The sequence below is a fragment of the Colwellia psychrerythraea genome (genome assembly GCF_000764185.1).
Classification (GTDB): domain Bacteria; phylum Pseudomonadota; class Gammaproteobacteria; order Enterobacterales; family Alteromonadaceae; genus Colwellia; species Colwellia psychrerythraea_B.
Genome location: NZ_JQEC01000023.1, coordinates 1 through 19,076 on the forward strand (window position 1 = coordinate 1; position 19,076 = coordinate 19,076).

General features: G+C 38.2%; 17 protein-coding genes, 1 pseudogene and 1 riboswitch. Of the genes and pseudogenes, 9 read left to right on the plus strand and 9 right to left on the minus strand.

Features of this window, described 5'->3' with window-relative positions:
- Positions 1-54 precede the first annotated feature (54 nt).
- From GAB14E_RS12135 to GAB14E_RS12115, 6 genes are all read left to right on the plus strand, one after another.
- Positions 55-1,235 (plus strand): IS3 family transposase gene (locus GAB14E_RS12135; protein ID WP_156115705.1). Its coding sequence is split into 2 segments (ribosomal slippage): positions 55-340 and positions 340-1,235, totalling 1,182 coding nucleotides; the frame shifts between segments, so codons are not numbered across the junction.
- Positions 1,232-1,720 (plus strand): hypothetical protein, encoded by a 489-nt coding sequence (locus GAB14E_RS0122970; protein ID WP_156115722.1) that lies wholly within the window; start codon positions 1,232-1,234, stop codon positions 1,718-1,720. The genes GAB14E_RS12135 and GAB14E_RS0122970 overlap by 4 nt, the downstream gene beginning before the upstream one ends.
- A 110-nt stretch (positions 1,721-1,830) precedes the next feature.
- On the plus strand, positions 1,831-2,208 hold the full coding sequence (locus GAB14E_RS12130) for a DUF3592 domain-containing protein (RefSeq protein ID WP_033082282.1): 378 nt from the start codon (positions 1,831-1,833) through the stop codon (positions 2,206-2,208).
- 105 nt (positions 2,209-2,313) lie between these two features.
- Positions 2,314-2,751 (plus strand): GNAT family N-acetyltransferase, encoded by a 438-nt coding sequence (locus GAB14E_RS12125; protein WP_033082283.1) that lies wholly within the window; start codon positions 2,314-2,316, stop codon positions 2,749-2,751.
- A gap of 149 nt (positions 2,752-2,900) precedes the next feature.
- The gene (locus GAB14E_RS12120) at positions 2,901-3,254 is read left to right on the plus strand and encodes a cupin domain-containing protein (RefSeq protein ID WP_033082284.1); all 354 of its coding nucleotides are present in this window, start codon (positions 2,901-2,903) and stop codon (positions 3,252-3,254) included.
- Positions 3,255-3,346: 92 nt separating this feature from the next.
- On the plus strand, positions 3,347-3,658 hold the full coding sequence (locus GAB14E_RS12115; RefSeq protein WP_033082285.1) for a helix-hairpin-helix domain-containing protein: 312 nt from the start codon (positions 3,347-3,349) through the stop codon (positions 3,656-3,658).
- A 277-nt stretch (positions 3,659-3,935) separates the two neighbouring features.
- Here GAB14E_RS12115 and GAB14E_RS12110 read toward each other — a convergent pair whose 3' ends face one another.
- Together GAB14E_RS12110 and GAB14E_RS12105 are read right to left on the minus strand one after the other, a co-directional pair.
- Positions 3,936-4,904: an alpha/beta hydrolase gene (locus tag GAB14E_RS12110; RefSeq protein ID WP_033082286.1), complete on the minus strand. Its 969-nt coding sequence runs from the start codon at positions 4,902-4,904 to the stop codon at positions 3,936-3,938.
- A complete protein-coding gene (locus GAB14E_RS12105) occupies positions 4,892-6,133 on the minus strand; it encodes an MFS transporter (protein WP_081967804.1) in 1,242 nt (413 codons plus the stop codon). Before GAB14E_RS12105 ends, GAB14E_RS12110 begins: the two co-directional genes overlap by 13 nt.
- 209 nt (positions 6,134-6,342) lie before the next feature.
- Here GAB14E_RS12105 and GAB14E_RS12100 point away from each other — a divergent pair, with 209 nt between their 5' ends.
- Positions 6,343-9,879, plus strand: coding sequence for a hybrid sensor histidine kinase/response regulator (locus GAB14E_RS12100; protein WP_033082287.1), 3,537 nt, complete (start codon positions 6,343-6,345; stop codon positions 9,877-9,879).
- 61 nt (positions 9,880-9,940) lie between these two features.
- On the opposite strand, the gene GAB14E_RS12095 is transcribed toward GAB14E_RS12100, so the two are convergent.
- The 3 genes from GAB14E_RS12095 to GAB14E_RS12085 all read right to left on the minus strand — a co-directional run bounded on the left by GAB14E_RS12095 (position 9,941) and on the right by GAB14E_RS12085 (position 14,128).
- Positions 9,941-10,612 (minus strand): response regulator transcription factor, encoded by a 672-nt coding sequence (locus GAB14E_RS12095; protein ID WP_033082288.1) that lies wholly within the window; start codon positions 10,610-10,612, stop codon positions 9,941-9,943.
- A 139-nt stretch (positions 10,613-10,751) separates the two neighbouring features.
- Positions 10,752-13,037, minus strand: a complete 2,286-nt coding sequence (locus GAB14E_RS12090) for a TonB-dependent receptor (RefSeq protein ID WP_033082289.1) — start codon at positions 13,035-13,037, stop codon at positions 10,752-10,754.
- 137 nt (positions 13,038-13,174) lie between these two features.
- The gene (locus GAB14E_RS12085; RefSeq protein WP_033082290.1) at positions 13,175-14,128 is read right to left on the minus strand and encodes an extracellular catalytic domain type 1 short-chain-length polyhydroxyalkanoate depolymerase; all 954 of its coding nucleotides are present in this window, start codon (positions 14,126-14,128) and stop codon (positions 13,175-13,177) included.
- Positions 14,129-14,164: 36 nt separating this feature from the next.
- Between GAB14E_RS12085 and GAB14E_RS24840 the strand changes: the two genes are divergently transcribed.
- Positions 14,165-14,302, plus strand: a complete 138-nt coding sequence (locus GAB14E_RS24840; protein WP_156115723.1) for a hypothetical protein — start codon at positions 14,165-14,167, stop codon at positions 14,300-14,302.
- Positions 14,303-14,380: 78 nt separating this feature from the next.
- On the opposite strand, the gene GAB14E_RS12080 is transcribed toward GAB14E_RS24840, so the two are convergent.
- The 3 genes from GAB14E_RS12080 to GAB14E_RS12075 form a co-directional block, all read right to left on the minus strand.
- Positions 14,381-15,388, minus strand: coding sequence for an adenosine deaminase (locus GAB14E_RS12080; RefSeq protein ID WP_033082291.1), 1,008 nt, complete (start codon positions 15,386-15,388; stop codon positions 14,381-14,383).
- 77 nt (positions 15,389-15,465) lie between these two features.
- A riboswitch (purine riboswitch) is annotated at positions 15,466-15,565 on the minus strand.
- Between the two features lie 98 nt (positions 15,566-15,663).
- A complete protein-coding gene (locus GAB14E_RS25520; RefSeq protein ID WP_269429114.1) occupies positions 15,664-15,795 on the minus strand; it encodes a hypothetical protein in 132 nt (43 codons plus the stop codon).
- 172 nt (positions 15,796-15,967) lie between these two features.
- Positions 15,968-17,380: a prolyl hydroxylase family protein gene (locus GAB14E_RS12075; RefSeq protein WP_033082292.1), complete on the minus strand. Its 1,413-nt coding sequence runs from the start codon at positions 17,378-17,380 to the stop codon at positions 15,968-15,970.
- 403 nt (positions 17,381-17,783) lie between these two features.
- On the opposite strand from GAB14E_RS12075, the gene GAB14E_RS12070 reads away from it, so the two are divergent.
- The gene (locus tag GAB14E_RS12070; RefSeq protein ID WP_033082293.1) at positions 17,784-18,257 is read left to right on the plus strand and encodes a hypothetical protein; all 474 of its coding nucleotides are present in this window, start codon (positions 17,784-17,786) and stop codon (positions 18,255-18,257) included.
- 349 nt (positions 18,258-18,606) lie between these two features.
- On the opposite strand, the pseudogene GAB14E_RS25095 reads toward GAB14E_RS12070, so the two are convergent.
- Positions 18,607-19,076, minus strand: a pseudogene (locus GAB14E_RS25095) (hypothetical protein); the annotation flags it as partial.

A 19,076-nucleotide genomic window follows, 5' to 3' on the forward strand; every position in this document is an offset into this window, starting at 1 on the left:
TGATCTTCCCCCGATAAAACGGACACCAAAATCTAACTAAAGATGAGGTGTCTTATGCCTAAGTACAACAATCCAAGACGAACTTGGAAGTATTCAAATGACTTCAAAGTCAACGCTATTCAATTAAGTTATGTTGTTGGCGTCACAATAAAATCAGTCGCTGAAAAACTCGACATACACCCGTTTATGCTGTCACGATGGCGAAAAGAATATCGTGAAGGGATCATTGTGGCTGATAAACGAAAAAAAGTGGCTGGCCAATCAAAAGCCAAAAAAGTACTTACCAAAGAACAACAACTAGAACGTGAAAATAAACAGCTCAAGGAGGAGCTGTATATCCTAAAAAAGTGGCAACGGTTTCTTGCCGAGGAACATCAAGCCGATATCGATTCATCGAAAAACTCAGAGCCGACATAAAGGTAACGAGATTACTGAAGTTTTTTGATGTTTCTAAAAGTGGCTATTACGATTGGTGTGAACGTCAACCAAGTGCTAGAGCGATAGAGGATGTTGAACTTAAAAAGAAAATTCAGCAAATATTCACTGAGAATAAAGGACGCTATGGTAGTCCCCGCATATTTAAAGCCTTGCAAAAGCAAGGATACAGCATAGGTAAAAAACGTGTTGAACGCTTGTATCGTGCACTTGGCTTGGTCGCTCGAGTGATGCGCGTGACGACACGCTCTGCGTTTTATAAGCGCTTCCTTACGACAGGTAAAAACTTACGACCTGATGGTGAAGTGCCATTGGTTAAAAATAAAGTATGGGTAGCAGATGTCACGTATTTGAAAGTGAAAGGTATATGGCGTTATTTATCGGTAATAATGGATTTATATTCACGGCGTATTATTAGCTGGAGTTTAGATAAAAAGAGAACGATGGAAGTCACCAAACGAACACTAAAAAATGCAATAAAGAACCGAAGACCTCAAGGTGGTTTAATGCTGCATACAGACCGAGGTGTGGAATATCGAGGTAATGTTTTTCAAACGGCTTTAAAACGAGCAGGTATTACACATAGCTTAAGCCGAGCGGGTAAATGTACTGATAATGCGCATATGGAGTCATTTTTCCATTCAATGAAGACCGAAGTTATTCGCGGTAATGTATTTAATAGTGATAAAGAACTGCGCGGAACACTTGGAAGTTACATTAACAAATACTACAATGTTTCGAGGCTGCATTCAGGGATAAATTATTGTTCGCCAATAGAATATGAAGCCCTGGCAGCGTGAAAAAAAATGTGTCCGTTTTATCGGGGGAAGATCACAAATTACAGTTGGCTTTTGCTCCTTTGTCATTAATTTTAGCCTACAATTTTTGCCTGTTAACAGGCCGTTATATGCAATATGGAGATCGCATGAAGTATATTTGTTTTATTATCTTGTTTATTTTGACTGGTTGCTCTTCCTCAACATTTTACGCAGGAGGGAAAGGAGTCGAAAACTCTATCCGAAAAAGCGTAGTAAAAGGGTATACCAATAACGAGGTTTTCAAACTTGGTGCTTCTCAAGTTGGGTATGTTGAAGCAGAGTATTGTAGAATTAATAATAGAGATTCGATTGTCAGTCAAAGTTATTTAATCGATATTTTAAAAGTAAAAACTCAAAAGCTAGGTGGTAATGGCTTAGTGTTCGATTCATGCTTAGTTCATATAAACGCAACGTGTATTTCATATACTAAATGTCAAGGTATGGCTTACCTAATTACATATAAGTAATTCAACAGGACACTCAATAGTTGGCTGTGCTCGTGCCTCGCTATTTTAACCAATTATTTTTTTTGCCTCTTAATGAGGCGTTAGCTTCAAATACAAAACAAGGACGGTGTATGCAAAAAATTATTTATGCCATGGTTATTCTCGTAATGGCAACTTTTTTTATGAAATCATGTAATCGGCAAATGGATATAGACTCATGGCCATCTACTCAAGCAGTAATTACCTCTTATTCTATTGAAGAATATCAAGAATCAAAAACTCGTAGATCTATAAACGGTAATAGTAGGACAACATACAAAGATGCATACAGAGTTCGCTTTAATTATAACTTTCAATTAAATGATATTAATTATTACGGTAACTTTTATGTAACTAGACTAGATAAACAGTCAGAAATCGATCGAGTATTAAAAAGAAATCCTAATGGTAAGAAGATCAATGTCAAATATGATTCACAATACCCAAGCGATAGCGTGCATAGAAGCTGACAAGAAAATAAACAAGAACACACGTAACAGTTGACTCGCGTTTCGCGCAGTTTAGCCTAGCTGTGTTTTTCGGCTTAGCTTAGCGTTATGTTTTAAGGAAACTCTGTGGAAGTATCACTTCGTCAAATAACAAAAGAAAATTATGAAAAAATTTGTGAACTCGATGTCACAAAAGAACAGCAAGGTTATGTAGCTTGTAATATGTGGTCATTAGTTGAAGCTAGGTACAATGAAGGATATATAACTAAAGCTATTTATGTGAAAGAAGAGCCTGTAGGTTTTTTGATGTGGGTACAAGAATCTAAAGTTAAAATTTCAATTTGGCGGTTTATGGTTGATAAGGAGCATCAACAAAAATCAATCGGCCGTGTTGCACTTAACCTAGCCTTGGTTGAAATGAAAAAAGTTTCTGGCTTACATGAAATCGAAATTTGTTATAACCCTAAGAACCCTGTCGCTAAAGGGTTTTATTCTAGCTTTGGTTTTTCTGAAGTAGGTATGGATGAAGGCAATGAGGATATGCTGGCTATTATTAAGCTTTAACATAAGAAAACCAACAAGGAAACGCAAAAGTTGGCTCGGTTCCGCTTAGTTACACACTATCAACCAAAAATAACTCTCCTCAAAGTAGAGAGTCCATATAATTAGATAGCTGCTATTTGTAATTTGGGAGTTTATCTTCAAGAGGTCATATGAAATATATATCTATATCCATACTATTACTTATTTTTTCAACAAACAGTCTGGCTGATGAAAAGCGAGGAAAAAGAGAAGTATTACTCGACAACTCGGATGTTGAAGTTGTTCGTTTGACATACCCCGCGGGTGCAGAGTCAGGGATGCATACACATATACACCCAAACAGAGTTGTATATTTTGTTAAAGGTGGGATGTTAGAGTTAATCCCAAAAGACAAGAAACAGAAATCGAAAATTTTAAAGGTATCTGATGGTAAAACACTGTTTTTACCAACAACAACCCACAATGTAAAAAACATTGGAAATACAGAAATCATTATTATTGAAACTGAAGTTAAAAGCAGATAACAGGTACTTCAAACGGAAAAAAGTTGATTGTTTTTAGTGCCTAAACACCTTAAGCAACCATTTTTTCCTCTTTTTGAGGTATTAGGCGAATAATGAATCCAAATAAAGTTGTCCGTGAAAACATGAGGAGGCTTACAGATCTCCCAAATATAGGTAAGGCAGGTGCCTCTGACCTTGAGTTACTGGGTATAGAGAAACCTGACGATCTTATGGGACAAGATCCATATGAAATGTATGAGAGGCTTTGCGTTATCACTGGCAGCAAACACGACCCCTGTGTCATTGATGTGTTTATTTCAGTTACATGTTTTATCAATGGTGACGAGCCCATGCCTTGGTGGGCTTACACGGCTGAACGTAAGCGCGTGCAAAGCGCGAAGCAGCTACCGCCTAAGGTCATTTAAATCGAACACCTACAGTCCGCTCGCGCTCCGCACAGTTTAGAAATATGTACTTAGCTGTTTAATATAAACGTTATCGATACAAAACCTAATCCAACCGGTGCAATTAGCTGTAAGTGCTACTGTCTCCTTTGTGCTAATTATCCAGAGTTCAGGTTAGTTAATAAATAGTGTTCCAAACGACTCATCATCATTTTGAAGTTTAAAAATATCGATGAATAAAACACAAAAAAAACGAACCTATTGAGCCTAGTGAAGGAAAACTGTGAGGAATAACAGCTTATTTATGACTGGGAGATTTTTTTACAAACTCACTAATAAGTCGATAAGTCGCTAAACACTCTTCCTGCACCAGTTCATCAAGCAACATATAAGCATGGGTCATGCCATCGAAAGAATGATGCTGCACATTTACGTCAACCTCAGCCAATGACTTTACATAAGCTATAGCTTCATCTCTAAGTGGGTCGCAACCAGCAGTGATTACTAACGTGGCAGGCATATTGCTCGAGAACTTGCCTAATAACGGCGATGCTTGTGAAATTTTAGCCTGATCTAGGCTATTAGCATGAAAATATTGCTGAAAATACCAGTGCATTTTATCTTTTTCTAACAAAAAACCCTGACCATTTTCATCAATAGAAGTACTACTCATGGTGTAATCAACACTGGGATAAATCAATATTTGTTTAGTAATATCTACCTGCTTATTAGTTAAGTTATCATCTATATTCTTCATCACTAAACTAGTACAAATTGCACCACCAGCGCTATCGCCAGTAATGTAAAGTTCGTCATTATGTTTCATATCAAAGAGCAAACTTTTATAGTGCAATAATAACTGCTGACAATCATCAAGGCCTGCGGGATATGGATATTCTGGTGCTAAACGATAATCGACACAAATGACAATGGCTTGTGCTGCCAGCGCAAGTTTTCGACTAATAGGGTCGTATAACTCAATGCTGCCACACATATGGCCGCCGCCATGAAAATGCAGTAATACTGGTAAAATATCATTAGGGGCTGGGTTATAAATTCGTACGGGAATATTATGGCTAGGCACTGCTAAGTAGCTATTTTTGACTATCTCCATATTTGGACCTGAGCCAATCAATGGTGCTAAGTTATCCAAACCTTGTCTCACTAAATCAACACTAAAGCCCTGCCCTGTAGCTTTCGCTGCGGCAATAGCTGAATTTACTTGTTCAAGAAAAGGCACTAATTTTGGAGATATTATTCCGCGCATAATTTTTCCTCACTTTCCTTGCTCACTTTATTTTCTTTGTTTGTCGCATAGTCGTTAGACATAACTACTTTGTTTTTGCCGGTTTCTGGTAAGAAAAAGCTGCCAATAAAGAAGGTACAACTGACAACTGAGATTAATATAAATGACGCGGTATAATCGCCTTGGTTAATATCCACCAATTTACCGAATAACCATAAAATTACTGTAGAAAATAAGTAGCTGATTGAGTAAAACAGGCTAAATACCACCGTAATACGTTGCCCGGTCATTTTAGGTAACTCGTGCGGGATAGATACCAAAGCAGTAATAGGAAAGAAAATAAAGAAACCTAAAACAATAGCAGATAAGGTTTGTAACCACTCACTAGAGCTAAACGAAACACCTATAATAGTGACTACCATAACAGCGCCAGACCAGCGAATAATAGGCAAACGCAGTGGGACTTTCTTACTGTAAATAATGCCCGCTAATGTGCCTACTATGCCAAAACCTATCACCCACTTGCTCTGACTAATACCCGCTTTAGGGTAGAAAGTGAACAGACAAATATAAAATGCTAATAACCCTGAATAGGTTAAACCATAAGCCCAATTAAATTTATCTTTAAGACCATCGATATAACTGTAATTGGCAATAGTGGTGCCGTTTTGACCTTGTTTGTCGTTGCCAGGTGAAAATTCTACTAATAACCAAGCCAAACTGAGTAATAAACTCGCAATAGAAAAGATAATTAAGCTAGCTTTCCAATCACCGGTGAACTGATTAATATCTGCCATTTTCCATAACACAATACCGGTACCAATATTAAAAGCGACGGCATTGAGGCCGTTAATCACCGGACGTTCATCGGCTGTAAACCAATGCATAACAATTGGATTAAAATAGACAATCATAAAAGCGCCACCTAGACCCATAAGAAAACGACTTAATAGTAACAATTCATAATTGGGCGCTAGTGGCGTTAATAAACCTATAACAATAAACAGGCTGGCAATAAAAAATGCGTACTTAATACCAAACTTTATTGCCACCCAAGCTGCGCCAAAAGTACCAACGATTTTAGCTAAAGTTACCGCACCGCTAATAAAACTAGCTGAAGCTAAACTATCAACCTGCATAGCAGCCATGATTTGTCCCATACTCGCTGTGCCGCCTACCCAAGCCATAGCAAAGAGTACATAGCTAATAAAAACAATGGTTTCAACCAGATATTTGTTACTAATTTTCATATATGATAGTTTCTAATCAAGGGAGATATTTATCTTTAGGTTAACGTATGACGATAAGCAAATAACTACTACCTTAGTTCACTACCCTGCTATATGCAGCGTGATAAGCTAACGGCAAGGTTGCCACCATAACCTTTAGCACGTATTTAGCTCTGGGATTTACACTGTGATTCACCGCTTTGATTTACCATATAAGTAAGGAACAGCATTTGTTAGTTTGGCTTTCACTCGATACTTGGCTCATCACCGTACTATCCATTGCCTATTTAGCACTGCTTTTTATTGTTGCCCATTGGGGGCAAAATCAAGCATCTGAAAACTGGAGTTGCAAACCTTGGGTTTATAGCTTATCCCTTGGTGTCAGTTGCACTTCTTGGGCGTTTTACGGCACAGTTGGCCAAGCCGCGACTACCGGTGCTTGGCTGGCACCTATTTATATTGGCTCTATTCTTTGTTTTATTTTGGCCTGGCCAATGCTAAATAAAATTTTATTGATTGTTAAGCAGCAAAACTTAACCTCCATTGCCGATTTTATTGCCTTTCGCTATGATCGATCGCCAAAAGTCGCCGCCCTAGTTACCATTGTCGCGCTGATAGGCATTATTCCCTATATCGCCCTGCAGCTTCGTGCCATCAGTACCAGTTTTGATTTATTAACAGGTACTTATCAATCTGGCATTAGCACTGCTTTTGTTGTCACTATAGTACTCATTTTTTTCAGCATTTTATTTGGTACTCGCCAAATAGCTGCCAATAAGCAAAACCAAGGATTAGTATTAGCTATCGCTTTTAGCTCAGTGATTAAATTGTTCGCCTTAACGGCAGTAGGTATTTTCACCACTTTCTTCATTTTTGATGGTTTTAGTGATTTACTTAGCCAAGGTAAAAGCATCAATTCAATTACAGGCACAAACTCAGCCTACCTTGCTGTCGCCCATGCGCTGTTAGGGGCAATTACTATATTTATACTACCGCAGCAATTCCATATGATGATGATTGAAAACCACCATCAACAAGAGTTAAAGTCAGCCCGCTGGTTATTTCCTCTATACCTGTTATTGATCAATATTTTCATTTTACCCATCGCTATTGCGGGACAATTAACTTTTCCTGGCGGCAGTGTTGATGCCGATACCTATGTATTAACCATACCGCTTTTTTATCAACAAGCCTGGCTTGGCATTACGGTATACATTGGTGGCTTAGCGGCAGCAACAAGCATGGTGATAGTGGCGGCGATTGTGCTTAGTACTATGGTATCAACCGAAGTACTAACGCCATTGGTATTAAAGTTCCGCTTGTTTAATACCAAAAAAAATCACCAATTATCGGGCTTATTACTCAACTTACGCCGTAGCTCCATCGCCATTATCTTGCTGCTAGCGTTCATTTTTGAGCGTATTATTGCCCAGCAAAACCACTTAGCCACTATCGGCCTGTTATCCTTTGTTTTACTTATCCAATTTGCGCCAGCGACAATAGGTGCTTTGTATTGGCGTAAAGCTAATGCTAAAGCGGCCTTAACGGGCTTAATTGTTGGTAGTTTAGTTTGGTTCTATACCTTATTACTGCCGGTATTAATGCCAACTAACCAATGGCTTGAAACAGGTTTATTGCACCTCTCCTGGTTAAAGCCAACAGCTCTTTTTGGCGTTGATTTTTTAGATAGTACTAGCCATGGCGTTTTTTATAGTTTGCTACTCAACACCGTCTGTTACGTCATTGTGTCTTTAATTGGCAAGCGTAGTGTCGGCGAGAAATTACAAGCAGAATATTTTGTTAATAAAAGCCAAAACCAGTTTGAACGGCACTTATCTCTTGATGACTTATCTAGTTTATTACTACGTTTTGTTGATAAGGCTGCTGCTGAAGAGTTGCTTAGTTTTGCTAAAAGTGAGCTGAATAAAAATAGTAATAGTAAAAACCAAAAGTTCATTGAATTTACCCGCTTACAATTATCTGGCGTACTAGGCTCTGCTTCAACACGTATGGTTATGAAAGCGGCCTCAACATCACAAGAAATGCCGTTAGAAGATGTGGTTAGTATTGTTGATGAAGCCAACCAAATGTTTCGTTTTAACCGCGAGTTATTGCAATCTGGGGTGGAGAATATTGAGCAAGGCATTAGTGTTATCGATGCTGATATGCGCCTAGTCGCATGGAATCAACGCTATATTCAATTGCTCGATTACCCTGAAGGCTTTGTCACTGCTGGAAAGTCAGTGGAGGAATTACTACGCTATAACATTGCCAAAGGCGTTATTACTGGAAAAATTACGGGTACAGGTACAGGAACGATTACTGACGCCGATACTAGTGTAGAAAGTGAGGAGTTAATTGCACGACGAATTGAACATATGCGTATGGGCCATAACCATTATTTTCAGCGCACTATGCCTAATGGCATAGTGTTAGAAATTAGAGGGCAATCCATGCCTGGTGGTGGTTTTGTTAGTACTTTTTCTGATATTACTGCCCATATTGAAGCTGAAAAAGCCTTGCAAAAAGCTAACGAAAACTTGGAAAAGCGTGTTGAAGAAAGAACCCAAGAACTTAGACTAGCCAAAGCTGAGGCAGAAGCAGCCAACAGCAGTAAAACCCGATTTTTAGCTGCAGCTAGTCATGATTTAATGCAGCCATTTAATGCCTTATCACTGTTTACTTCTATGTTGAAAAAGAAAGTAGCAACAGATGAACTAGCTAATTTAGCAAATAACATTGATGACTCACTTAATGTTGTTGAAGCACTGCTCTCAGATTTAGTTGAAATATCCCGTTTAGACAATAGCTCTGAAAACATTGAAATTAATCACTTTGCTTTAGATGAATTATTAATACCACTAAAAAATGAATTCACCGTTTTAGCCCAGCAAGACGATATTAGTTTTAGTTACCAAGCTAGCTCTGTTTGGGTTAATTCTGATAAACGTATGTTACGACGAATAATACAAAATTTCATATCCAATGCCGTGCATTATTGCCGTGATAAAACCGGCGATAAAGCAGGTATTGCCAATAAAATTGTCTTAGGTGTTCGCCATAACAAAGACTCTATTCGCATCGAAGTATGGGATAACGGCCCAGGTATAGCCGCTGATAAACAACAAACTATTTTTCAGGAATTTGAGCGCTTAGATCAAAACCGTGAAATACCTGGCCTTGGGTTAGGTTTAGCCATTGCTGAGCGTATGGCCAGTTTGCTTAGCTTAAAAATATCACTTAAATCAACAGTAGGCAAAGGTACCGGCTTTATGATTGAAGTGCCTCGGGTGCAGCCTATTTCCATTAATTTAACGGCTACTTCAACCGTCAATTCAACCGGTAAAACATCAACAATTAATCGTAAAAAAACTGTCGTTGCTAGTGACAACTTTGCCAATATGCCGGTACTGGTTATCGATAACGATGCACTAATGTTAACCGCTATATCTTCACAGTTAACTGACTGGGATTGCTTGGTTTATATCGCTAAAGATGAAGAGTCGCTGAGTGAAGTTGCTAACAATATGCCGCAAGCCCCAAGCTTTATTATTGCAGATTATCATCTCGATAATGATACCAATGGCGTGGATTTGGTGACACGTTTATTAGGCAGTAAGAACTGGCATGTCCCTTGTGTTATTTGCTCTGCGGATCCGTCTGAGCAAGTAAGGCAACACACCAGTGACGCAAACTTTCTCTTCTTAAGAAAGCCGGTTAAATCGTTAGCTTTAAAGCGTCTAATTAGACAAATGACTACAGCATAATTAATCAAAACTTTACCTAGCAGGATAACGAGAAAATAGCACTTAATAGCTTAACAGTAGTTTATAAACGGTTACTGATATTCTCTGATGGAACCAACATCAATTGCTGATAGGCAAGTCCAGCTAACGTACGATTATTAACTTCTAACTTTTCTAAAATAGCAGAAACATGTTTTTTGACTGTGGTTTCTTTGATATTAAGATCATAAGCTATTTGCTTATTAAGCTGACCATCGGCTACTTGAGTCAGTACCACATATTGTTGCGGTGTTAGTTGTGCCAGTTGTTTAGCTAAACGTTGATTAGCCAGTGCTGTTTGCTGGTTTTCATTTTTTTCTATTATTTCAGGTAACCAGATACCACCTGCTAACACCGCATCAATAGCAGTGGCAATAGTGGTTAAATCGGCAGATTTAGGAATAAATGCCGCGGCGCCAAAGTTAATGGCTTTTTGCATAGTTTCATCATTATCATCTGAAGAAACCATAATAACCACTAGATCAGGATAGTGGTTTTGCAGCTGTGTTAAGCCAGTAAAACCATCGTTACCCGGCATATGTAAATCAAGAAAGACTATTTCTAAGCTCGGCGTAACTTCAATAGCCGTTAACAGTTCACTGAAATTGTCTGCTTCTAACGTTCCGGCATCATCGATACACTCCACTATGGCGTGTTTTAGCGCACTGCGAAATAATGGATGGTCATCGGCAATAATTACTTTAGCATGTGACATATAAAGCTCCTGTTTAATGCAAAACCTAGTATGAAAAAAAGAGCTGACAAGTGCCAGCTCTTTTTTGATACCGAATGAAAAAATTTAACTTAACTTAACTTAACTTAACTTAACTTAACTTAATGTAGCCAAGCTTAAACTAGAATTGATAACCTATGGTTAAAGCGACGGTCGCAGGGTCACCATAATAACCAATTAAGGTAGTATCGCCGCCTAAACCAGGCTGATAACTACCATCATCATTTTGTGGGCCTAAGAAAGCATAATTACCTACTAGATATTCTTCATCAGTAAGGTTTTTAAAATGTAAACCAGCAGTCCAATCACCATCGTTGCTATACCAGTTCACACCAACATTGAGCAAACCATAACCGTCTTGTGTTAATAAATTATCGGTAACGTTTAGGTCATATTCACTACGGTAATAGTAGTTACCATTAACAACAAAACCGCCAATACTACTTTCAATATTATAAGTGAAACCTAGATTAGCTGTAGTTTCAGGGGTGTTAGTGATGGTAAAAGTATCACTAATATCAATTGGCTTACCTTCGCTATCATAGGAGTTAACTTCTTCAAAAGAAGAGTCAATTAAACCTAAGGTAGCGAAAATATTTAAACTATCCGTTGCCGCATAATTTATTTCAAGTTCAAGGCCTGATGCGGTTGATTGACCAATATTACCTAAACGTTGACTCAATTCACTACCATCTCCGCCTTCTGTCGGCAGCACAGTAACAAATTGTCTATCTTGATGATCAAGATAGAATATCGTCGCGTTAATACGTAAGTTATTATTCCACTCACTTTTTACGCCAACCTCATAAGAGTCAACAATTTCTGGGTCAACTGCTGGCTCTGGACCATTGGCTCTTGGGTTGAAGGTGCCTGATTTAAAACCTTGCGAGTAACTAGCAAAAAACATCATGTCATTGCTGTATTGATATTCAGCACCAACGCGCGGTGAAAATCGTGACCAATCTTCACTGTCATTTAATACTTCAGGGAATTCAACATCACCACGAACATAACCGGGTACCCAGCCACTTTCAGGGTAAACAGTTTCCATAACAACACCGTTATTAACTACTGCTGTTTTCTCCTCAACGGTATAACGAGCACCTAAAGTGAATGAGAGTTTTTCGCTAACATTGTAAGAGCCTTGGGCATATGCAGCATAACTTTCGCTGTTATTACAACCGGTAACTTCTCGCGTTAAACCGTCAGCACCTAATACGGTGCCTAAATGTTCTAAAATTGCATCAAAATGACCACAAGATTCACCATCAAAGTAATACAAACCTGATACAAGACTAAGGTTTTCACCATCATAATTTAGCTGAAATTCTTGTGAGAATTGTTCATCATCATAAATAGCGGGCACATCAAAAATACGTTCCGAGGTATTATCAAAATCAATGTTAGTTTTGGAGTAATTAGTTCTACTGGCTGTTACCGATTTAATAGACCAAAAATCATTGATAAAATACTCAGCCGTTAAGCTCATACCTTCTGACTCAACGCTATTCCACGTTGGCATGCTGGTGTATGAGTCATAAACACTATCAGGTATAGGAGCATCGGTTACCACACTAGGTAATAAACGATAACCACCTTTAGCATTTGAGTCATCTTGAGTATTATCATAATTAAAACGGAAGAACCAATCATCTGTAGGAGTAAACTCAATGGTCACTCGGCCGGCAAAAACATCTTTGTTATAGTTTTCTAAATCTTGCCCTGGTAAGTCAGACTGTAAAAATTCACCGTAACCATCACGAGATAAACTGGCTAAAGCAAAACCAACATATAATTTGTCATCAATAACAGGTACTTTTCCAGCCACTTTATAGTCTTGACGGGCGTAGTTGCCAAAAGTAGCTTCTAAGTCAAACTCCCTATCACCTGACATTTTTTTAGTGACATATTTAATCGCGCCACCTATGGTATTTTTACCGTACAGGCTACCTTGTGGGCCACGTAATACTTCAATACGTTCAACATCAAGAATATCAAGTACTGCGCCTTGTGGGCGAGCAATATATACATCATCTACATAAATACCAACACCGGGTTCATAACCCCATAAAGGATCATCTTGACCAACACCACGGATAAACGCCGTTAGTGTTGAGTTAGTGCCACGACTACTTTGCAAGGTGGTATTAGGTGAAAACTGTTGAACTTCAGTCATGACACTAATGCCATTTTGCTCAAGCTGCTCCGCGCCAATAGAAGTTACAGCCACAGGAACATTTTGTAGGCTTTCAGCTGTTTTACGTGCGGTAACTTCGATTCGTTCAAGACCTAGCTTACCTTTAGCACTTGCGGCTTCATTTTCTTCTGCAGCAAGGGCAATGTTAGTAGTTAGCGCGCCGGCAATAGCTAAAGTGAGGTAATTTAATTTCTTGTTATGACGTTTCATATTCGTGCCTTATTATAATTATATTAAATCAGTTGTTTTTTAGATTGTTGTTATGTTTTTACTGATATTAAAACTCTATAACAAAATTAGACAAAATTAATTTGTACTATAGTACCATAGAGCTTAGTTACTGAATATTATTGAGTTTTTTTGTTTACACCCCAAAACTCGATAATATAAAGGGCACTATCGAGTGAAGATTCATACAAAAATGGCGCACTAGAATCTCTACCTTCAAATCTAGAATTAACCGTTAAACCATGACCAACACCATTAATATCAACTAACTTTACTTGTGGCTGCTTTTCACTATTGTGCCAAAGGCTTACTTGGTAATCGGTTAATGAAGTTTTATTTTTCGCCGGCGAATTTTCAGAGAGTTTCGACCACTGCAAAGCTAAATAATGGGAGTTTTTCGGGTTAACAACTTTATCTTCACTGCCAGTGATAACAATAAGCCTTGGCCACTTTTTAACGGTTTCATTGCCTTTTTTTGCTAGCTCCACTAATTCAACTGCAGACTGTGAGGGGCCATTTCGCATACAGGAAATAGCTTTAGCAAGATCATTCGCGCAAGGGTAAGGTAGGCCAGCAATAACAGCGCCTGCAGAAAATAGTCCAGGGTAATGAGTTAATAACGCACTGGCCATAGCGCCACCAGCAGAAAGGCCGGCAATATAAACATCTTCTATCCCTGACTGCGTTTTGAGTGTGTTGATCATATTTTTGATCGACAGTACTTCACCTTCATCCTTAGCGCTATCTTGCTCTGAAAACCAATTAAAACAGGCCTTAACATTATTTTTTGAGCTTTGTTGCGGTAACAACAGCGTGAAATTATGTTGGTTAGCAAGAGCGACAAAGCCACTTTGCTTAGCTAAGGACTCCCCCTGCTGGATACAGCCGTGTAACAACACAACTAAGGATTTAGTTTGCTTTGATGGTGATAAGTAACTTGCTGTTAAGTCGCCGGGGTTATCGCCAAAGTCTGTTAACGATTGAAAGTTAGCTAATGGCTGAGATATAGCTAACGTAGGAAGACAAATAAAGAGTAGAGAGATCCAAGATATGTACTTATAAACGGTTAGCATAAAAGTTAGCTTAATTGGCTGTATTATGTTGCCATCATGGCGTATTGCCTTGTTGCGCAATATGGTACTTTAGTGCCAAAGCCTTTAGCCGTTCAGGGAATATTAGTAGATGGTGAAAGGATAGTTATTAGCCATGATGATAAAAGAACTAAGCCACAAGCAGCTCAGATATAAAAAGAAAACAATCTATAAAAGGCTACTTTTTTTTATGTTGGCAATTAAATAAAATAATTGCCGTTATTTAATCAAAACCTATTGATGCTGGTCTAAATAACCCTGTGTCGCTGTAGCTAATCGCTGCTTTTCACTGTTAGCAATAAAACTTGCCTCAATGGCATTAAAGGTAAACTGAGCAATTTCAATTTTATTCATTGGTAAGGCTTGATTCACGGCCATAAAATTATCTGTCATATAACCGCCGAAATATGCCGGATCATCAGAATTAATCGTTACACAAACACCCTTTCGCAGCAGGGTAACTATATTGTGTTGCTCCATATGTTCAAAAACTTTTAGCTTAAGGTTAGAGAGCGGACAAACGGTAAGTGGCGTGCGATCGTTAATTAACTGCTTAACTAAGTTTTCATCATCCGTGCAGCGAACACCATGATCAACACGAGTAATTTTTAGTAAATTTAATGCTTCATGGATATTACTTGCAGAGCCCTCTTCTCCTGCATGGGCAACAGTTAAGTACCCTTGTTCAAGTGCTAGTTTAAAGACCCTTTCAAATTTACCTGCAGGATTACCAACTTCTGTTGAGTCTAAACCCACAGCAATAATTTTATCTTTATGTACTTGTGCTTGCGCTAACGTTTTAAATGCAGACTCCTCATCTAAGTGCCGTAAGAAACACATGATGAGCTCGCTAGTTATGCCTAACTCTGTAGTCGCTTTTACTAACGCACCATGAATACCATTCACCACAACATCAAATGAAATGCCACGTTCAGTATGTGCTTGCGGGTCAAAAAATATTTCAGTATGCATCACATTGTCTTCTTTACAACGCAGTAAGTAAGCCCAAGTTAGCTCAAAAAAATCTTGTTCATTAATAAGTACGTTTGCACCTTGGAAATAAATGTCCAAAAAAGATTGTAGGTTGTGAAAATTATAGGCATGCCTAACTTCAGTAATTGAATTGAACGGAATATGAATATCGTTACGTTTTGCTAGCTCAAACATGAGTTCAGGCTCAAGTGTGCCTTCAATATGAAGATGAAGTTCGACCTTGGGTAAAGACTGGATAAATTCTTTCATGACGTGGTTCCCAATAATTAAAAAGTTCATTCAGTACTTTTCTGTGAATAAAAATTATTCGTACAAAGAGAAAAGCACTAAAGCGCTAAACTCTTCGTAATCAGGATTTATTGGTTCCTGGTAGAGACCCCCAATCCATATCATTGGGGTTATACGAAGGGTAAGTTCATCATGGCATCAAACACAATGACTAACTTACTCAAAGATATTGCCTCATTTGATAATACAAGTCTAGACCAATGATTAGCTCGTTTGCCAGTAGTGGAGAATCAAAGTTATTTTTCACTAATAGCAATTTCATTAAGTTTGTGAGCTTGTTGTACCAATGGAAAATAAATCAAGGTAGGCACTCGATTGAGCAATAGTCGGTTATTGGCATTGGGAGCAATACCAACTGGACTAATCAAGTGCTCTCTTAGCGAAAACCAAAAGTAATAATACAAACAAAAACAATGAATTACCGTATAATTCCATGTGGGTTTTTATAGGGTTTCACCACATAACTTTACAAGAACACAAGCTTAACGGAATTGGTATAAGGTATATGCATACAGTTTATGCTTAACTTTCGTAAAAAAGTTATGTCAGTTGGTAATGGACAAACACATTACAAAACTCATCTCCATCAAAAGCTATAGGTCGCCCATGAGTAAGCTTTGCACCTTCATAAAAGACCATATCGCCAGGGGTGAGTAAAAGATGGTGCTTACGGTAGTTATGATCTTCTATAACTAACGGCCAAGGCTGTCTAACTAATTGTGCAATGTTAATAATCACACTGGCAACATGTGTTTTACCTCGGTCGCGATGTTCTTTTAAGATGGCGCCATTTCGATACCTGCGGATTCCAAAGACATAACTTGGTTTGAGATAATGACCAATCCACGCCTCTACCAAAGGTTGCAACACTTGATGAATTTCTTTCTTTAAGTCCTCAGTAAGGTGAATGAGTTCGCTAGGAGCCTGCTTTTCTTTACTGGTAATAAATCCTTCGACATGCTCATTTATCGCCATATTTTCATTCGCTTGATAAAAGTCATAAATTTTCTTATATAAAGCCTCCGGTAACCTTGCTTTGAGGAAACCTTCGTCTGTGTAGGCAGGTATATATTCATTAGGCTCTTTTATAAAACATTTGCCCTTACCTTTAAGACGGAACCATTTGGTAATGATAACTTTAAAACCATCTTCAACAGGCATGCCCCAATGCATACTATCAATGTTTTCTCTACCTTCAGGAGTTAGACTGTTCCAAATTAAAGCAGTTCCTCGTTTAGGTGAAAAAGCCTTACCAACACGGGTAAATTGGGTTGCGCCACCTTCAAGGGTATTATTGAGAAAAATCATAAAAGTCCAAGTGCGCTGACCTCGTACTCTGGCATGATCTTCAAACTCTTTGCTATTGGGTTCAAAATAATCGGTATGAGGTTTAAATTCTTCGTCTACGTCATACCATTGTGCTTGAATACCCTCAGAATAACTGGAGTCAAAACCAAGAGCATTACATATGCGTCGATCAATATCGTTCACAAGCGGATGCTTGATTAAACTTAAATCACAGGTTTTACTGGTGCGGAAATTTTTAAAGTTAACCGACTCGTTGGTCGTGGTTGACCCTCTAAGGTTATCTCGAATAATCGATACGAGTTCAATGCATTCGTGAGGATTAAGAAAGTTATCTATTTTGAATAATTCTAATTTATCATCAGTGTCAATTTTTTCTGCGCTTGGCAAAAAGACACGGTCTTCAGCCTCGATAATTTCCGTTGCTTGTTGTAATAATTTAGTCTGTGCTTTGTCGTTTGTTGTACTTTTTTTAGGTGTTTTCTTCGATTGTTGTATGTCTTGATCAGTTAGTTTTAATCGTTTTTTTATAAGTATTGGACAGAAATCGTGTTCTAATAAGATGTCATACATGCCTATAATATCGCAGTTGCGATTAATGTTGATTTCTATCCAATCCTGCCATCCTGCATCAAAGATATTCTTCATTATTATTACTCCTGCGATTACACTATTATAATTATTTTTATCCTCTTAGTTTGCCAATTAATTGTCCAATACACCAGCATTATAAGGGTAAATAAAGCAATAAGGAGTTTTGGCTACAAACCATATAAAATAAGGGTTAAAGAACCGTAATGCAACATTAAAACCTCCTGTATTTAACGTGAAATAGTTGTTCAGGATAATCGTGAGATATTTTACTATTCTATAACGAAATAATTACTGAAATTTACCAAAAACAGTGCCGTTAATAATCGCCCAATAGGTTATAATAATGACCACTTAAAACTTGGTTAAATGACATTAATTTTTGCTAAATAAATCGGTAAAATTGCACCATATTATTTAGAGCATTAAATTTATTGCAGCGTTGTTCAAGGGGGATTATATGAATATAAAAAAAATAATTACATCAAGCCTACTAGCTCTCATTGCAGCTAACCCAATAACTACTATTGCGGCAAAAAATAGCCAAGAAAGTTTAAATCCACTGGCAATTCCATTGCAGGCTCATACAGCTAAAGATATGTGGGAAACTTACTTTAACCAATGCATGACATATAGCTTTGTTGATAAAAAAGAACTAGATAATAGTCTAAAAATTTGGCAAAAGCGTAATGCTAATCGCTGGCAGATCTATTGGCTATTAATGGAACAGGCTGCAGATGAGAATGAAGAGTTTAAAGCAAATTATAGCCAATTTAAAATTCAAAGCTTAGCCCACGCAAAACAACAAACTAAAGTACAACACAGCAAGGTTGCTCAGATAGGTAAGAAAAAGCTTTGTGCTAAATTAGTGGTGATGCTTGATGATCCTCGTTCTGATTTACCTGAAGATAGCACTAAGAAAACTCAGCAATAAGATTAAGAAATAGCTGTGGTAGTTGGAAAATAGTTATTGATTGTCTTTATATATTTTTAAGCTTTTTGTTATGAGTTAAAGTGACTGAAAAATAATCTGAGCATTACTGCTATTAACTTCCTATTCATAATAAAGTACAACACTCCTATAAAAATCTCTAAAAAACAATAAGCATTCATCTTACTTTTATAGCCAACACATAAAAAAGGCCTAATCTTTCGAATAGGCCTTTTCAGGGATTATTGTTGAAAAAGGTATACCTTCCTCCCCCCCCCCTTATTATTTATAACTTACTGATTCGGCAGTTGTTTTATCCCTGTCGAATCAGTTGTGCTAAGCGTTGTATTACTTACTCTATTAATGTCCATGCACTTGACCATGCACTACCTGTTCCAGGAGCGTAATGATAAGCAGAAGCTGATGAACACCATCCAGCTATATCACATTGGTACATATTTCCAACATTGCTAACAATTTCACCTGCAACATAAGCAGTACCAGCGACATATTCAGTTTCTATCGGAGTCGGCGTTGGCGTTGGCGTCGGCGTCGGCGTTGGCGTCGGCGTTGGCGTCGGAGTCGGCGTCGGCGTCGGCGTTGGCGTTACACCAGAACATGAAACTTCAGTCCAGAACCAAGATACAGACGTTGGAGCTTCCCAAACACCAGGGCTATTTTTCGCTTCAAAACACGCACCACCATAAGATACCACATCACCATTATTTACTGATGTTTGACCACCAATCCATGGCGTTTCTGTCGGTGTTGGCGTCGGAGTCGGCGTCGGAGTTGGTGTCGGAGTTGGTGTCGGAGTTGGTG

What these genes read in the sequence shown, in the direction of transcription:
- GAB14E_RS12130 (WP_033082282.1), top strand. Translation starts at nt 1,831, where the DNA reads ATGCAAAAAATTATTTATGCCATGGTTATTCTCGTAATGGCAACTTTT.
- GAB14E_RS12120 (WP_033082284.1), top strand. Translation starts at nt 2,901, where the DNA reads ATGAAATATATATCTATATCCATACTATTACTTATTTTTTCAACAAAC.
- GAB14E_RS12115 (WP_033082285.1), top strand. Translation starts at nt 3,347, where the DNA reads ATGAATCCAAATAAAGTTGTCCGTGAAAACATGAGGAGGCTTACAGAT.
- GAB14E_RS12110 (WP_033082286.1), bottom strand. Translation starts at nt 4,904, where the DNA reads ATGCGCGGAATAATATCTCCAAAATTAGTGCCTTTTCTTGAACAAGTA.
- GAB14E_RS12105 (WP_081967804.1), bottom strand. Translation starts at nt 6,133, where the DNA reads ATGAAAATTAGTAACAAATATCTGGTTGAAACCATTGTTTTTATTAGC.
- GAB14E_RS12095 (WP_033082288.1), bottom strand. Translation starts at nt 10,612, where the DNA reads ATGTCACATGCTAAAGTAATTATTGCCGATGACCATCCATTATTTCGC.
- GAB14E_RS12090 (WP_033082289.1), bottom strand. Translation starts at nt 13,037, where the DNA reads ATGAAACGTCATAACAAGAAATTAAATTACCTCACTTTAGCTATTGCC.
- GAB14E_RS12085 (WP_033082290.1), bottom strand. Translation starts at nt 14,128, where the DNA reads ATGCTAACCGTTTATAAGTACATATCTTGGATCTCTCTACTCTTTATT.
- GAB14E_RS24840 (WP_156115723.1), top strand. Translation starts at nt 14,165, where the DNA reads ATGGCGTATTGCCTTGTTGCGCAATATGGTACTTTAGTGCCAAAGCCT.
- GAB14E_RS12080 (WP_033082291.1), bottom strand. Translation starts at nt 15,388, where the DNA reads ATGAAAGAATTTATCCAGTCTTTACCCAAGGTCGAACTTCATCTTCAT.
- GAB14E_RS12075 (WP_033082292.1), bottom strand. Translation starts at nt 17,380, where the DNA reads ATGAAGAATATCTTTGATGCAGGATGGCAGGATTGGATAGAAATCAAC.
- GAB14E_RS12070 (WP_033082293.1), top strand. Translation starts at nt 17,784, where the DNA reads ATGAATATAAAAAAAATAATTACATCAAGCCTACTAGCTCTCATTGCA.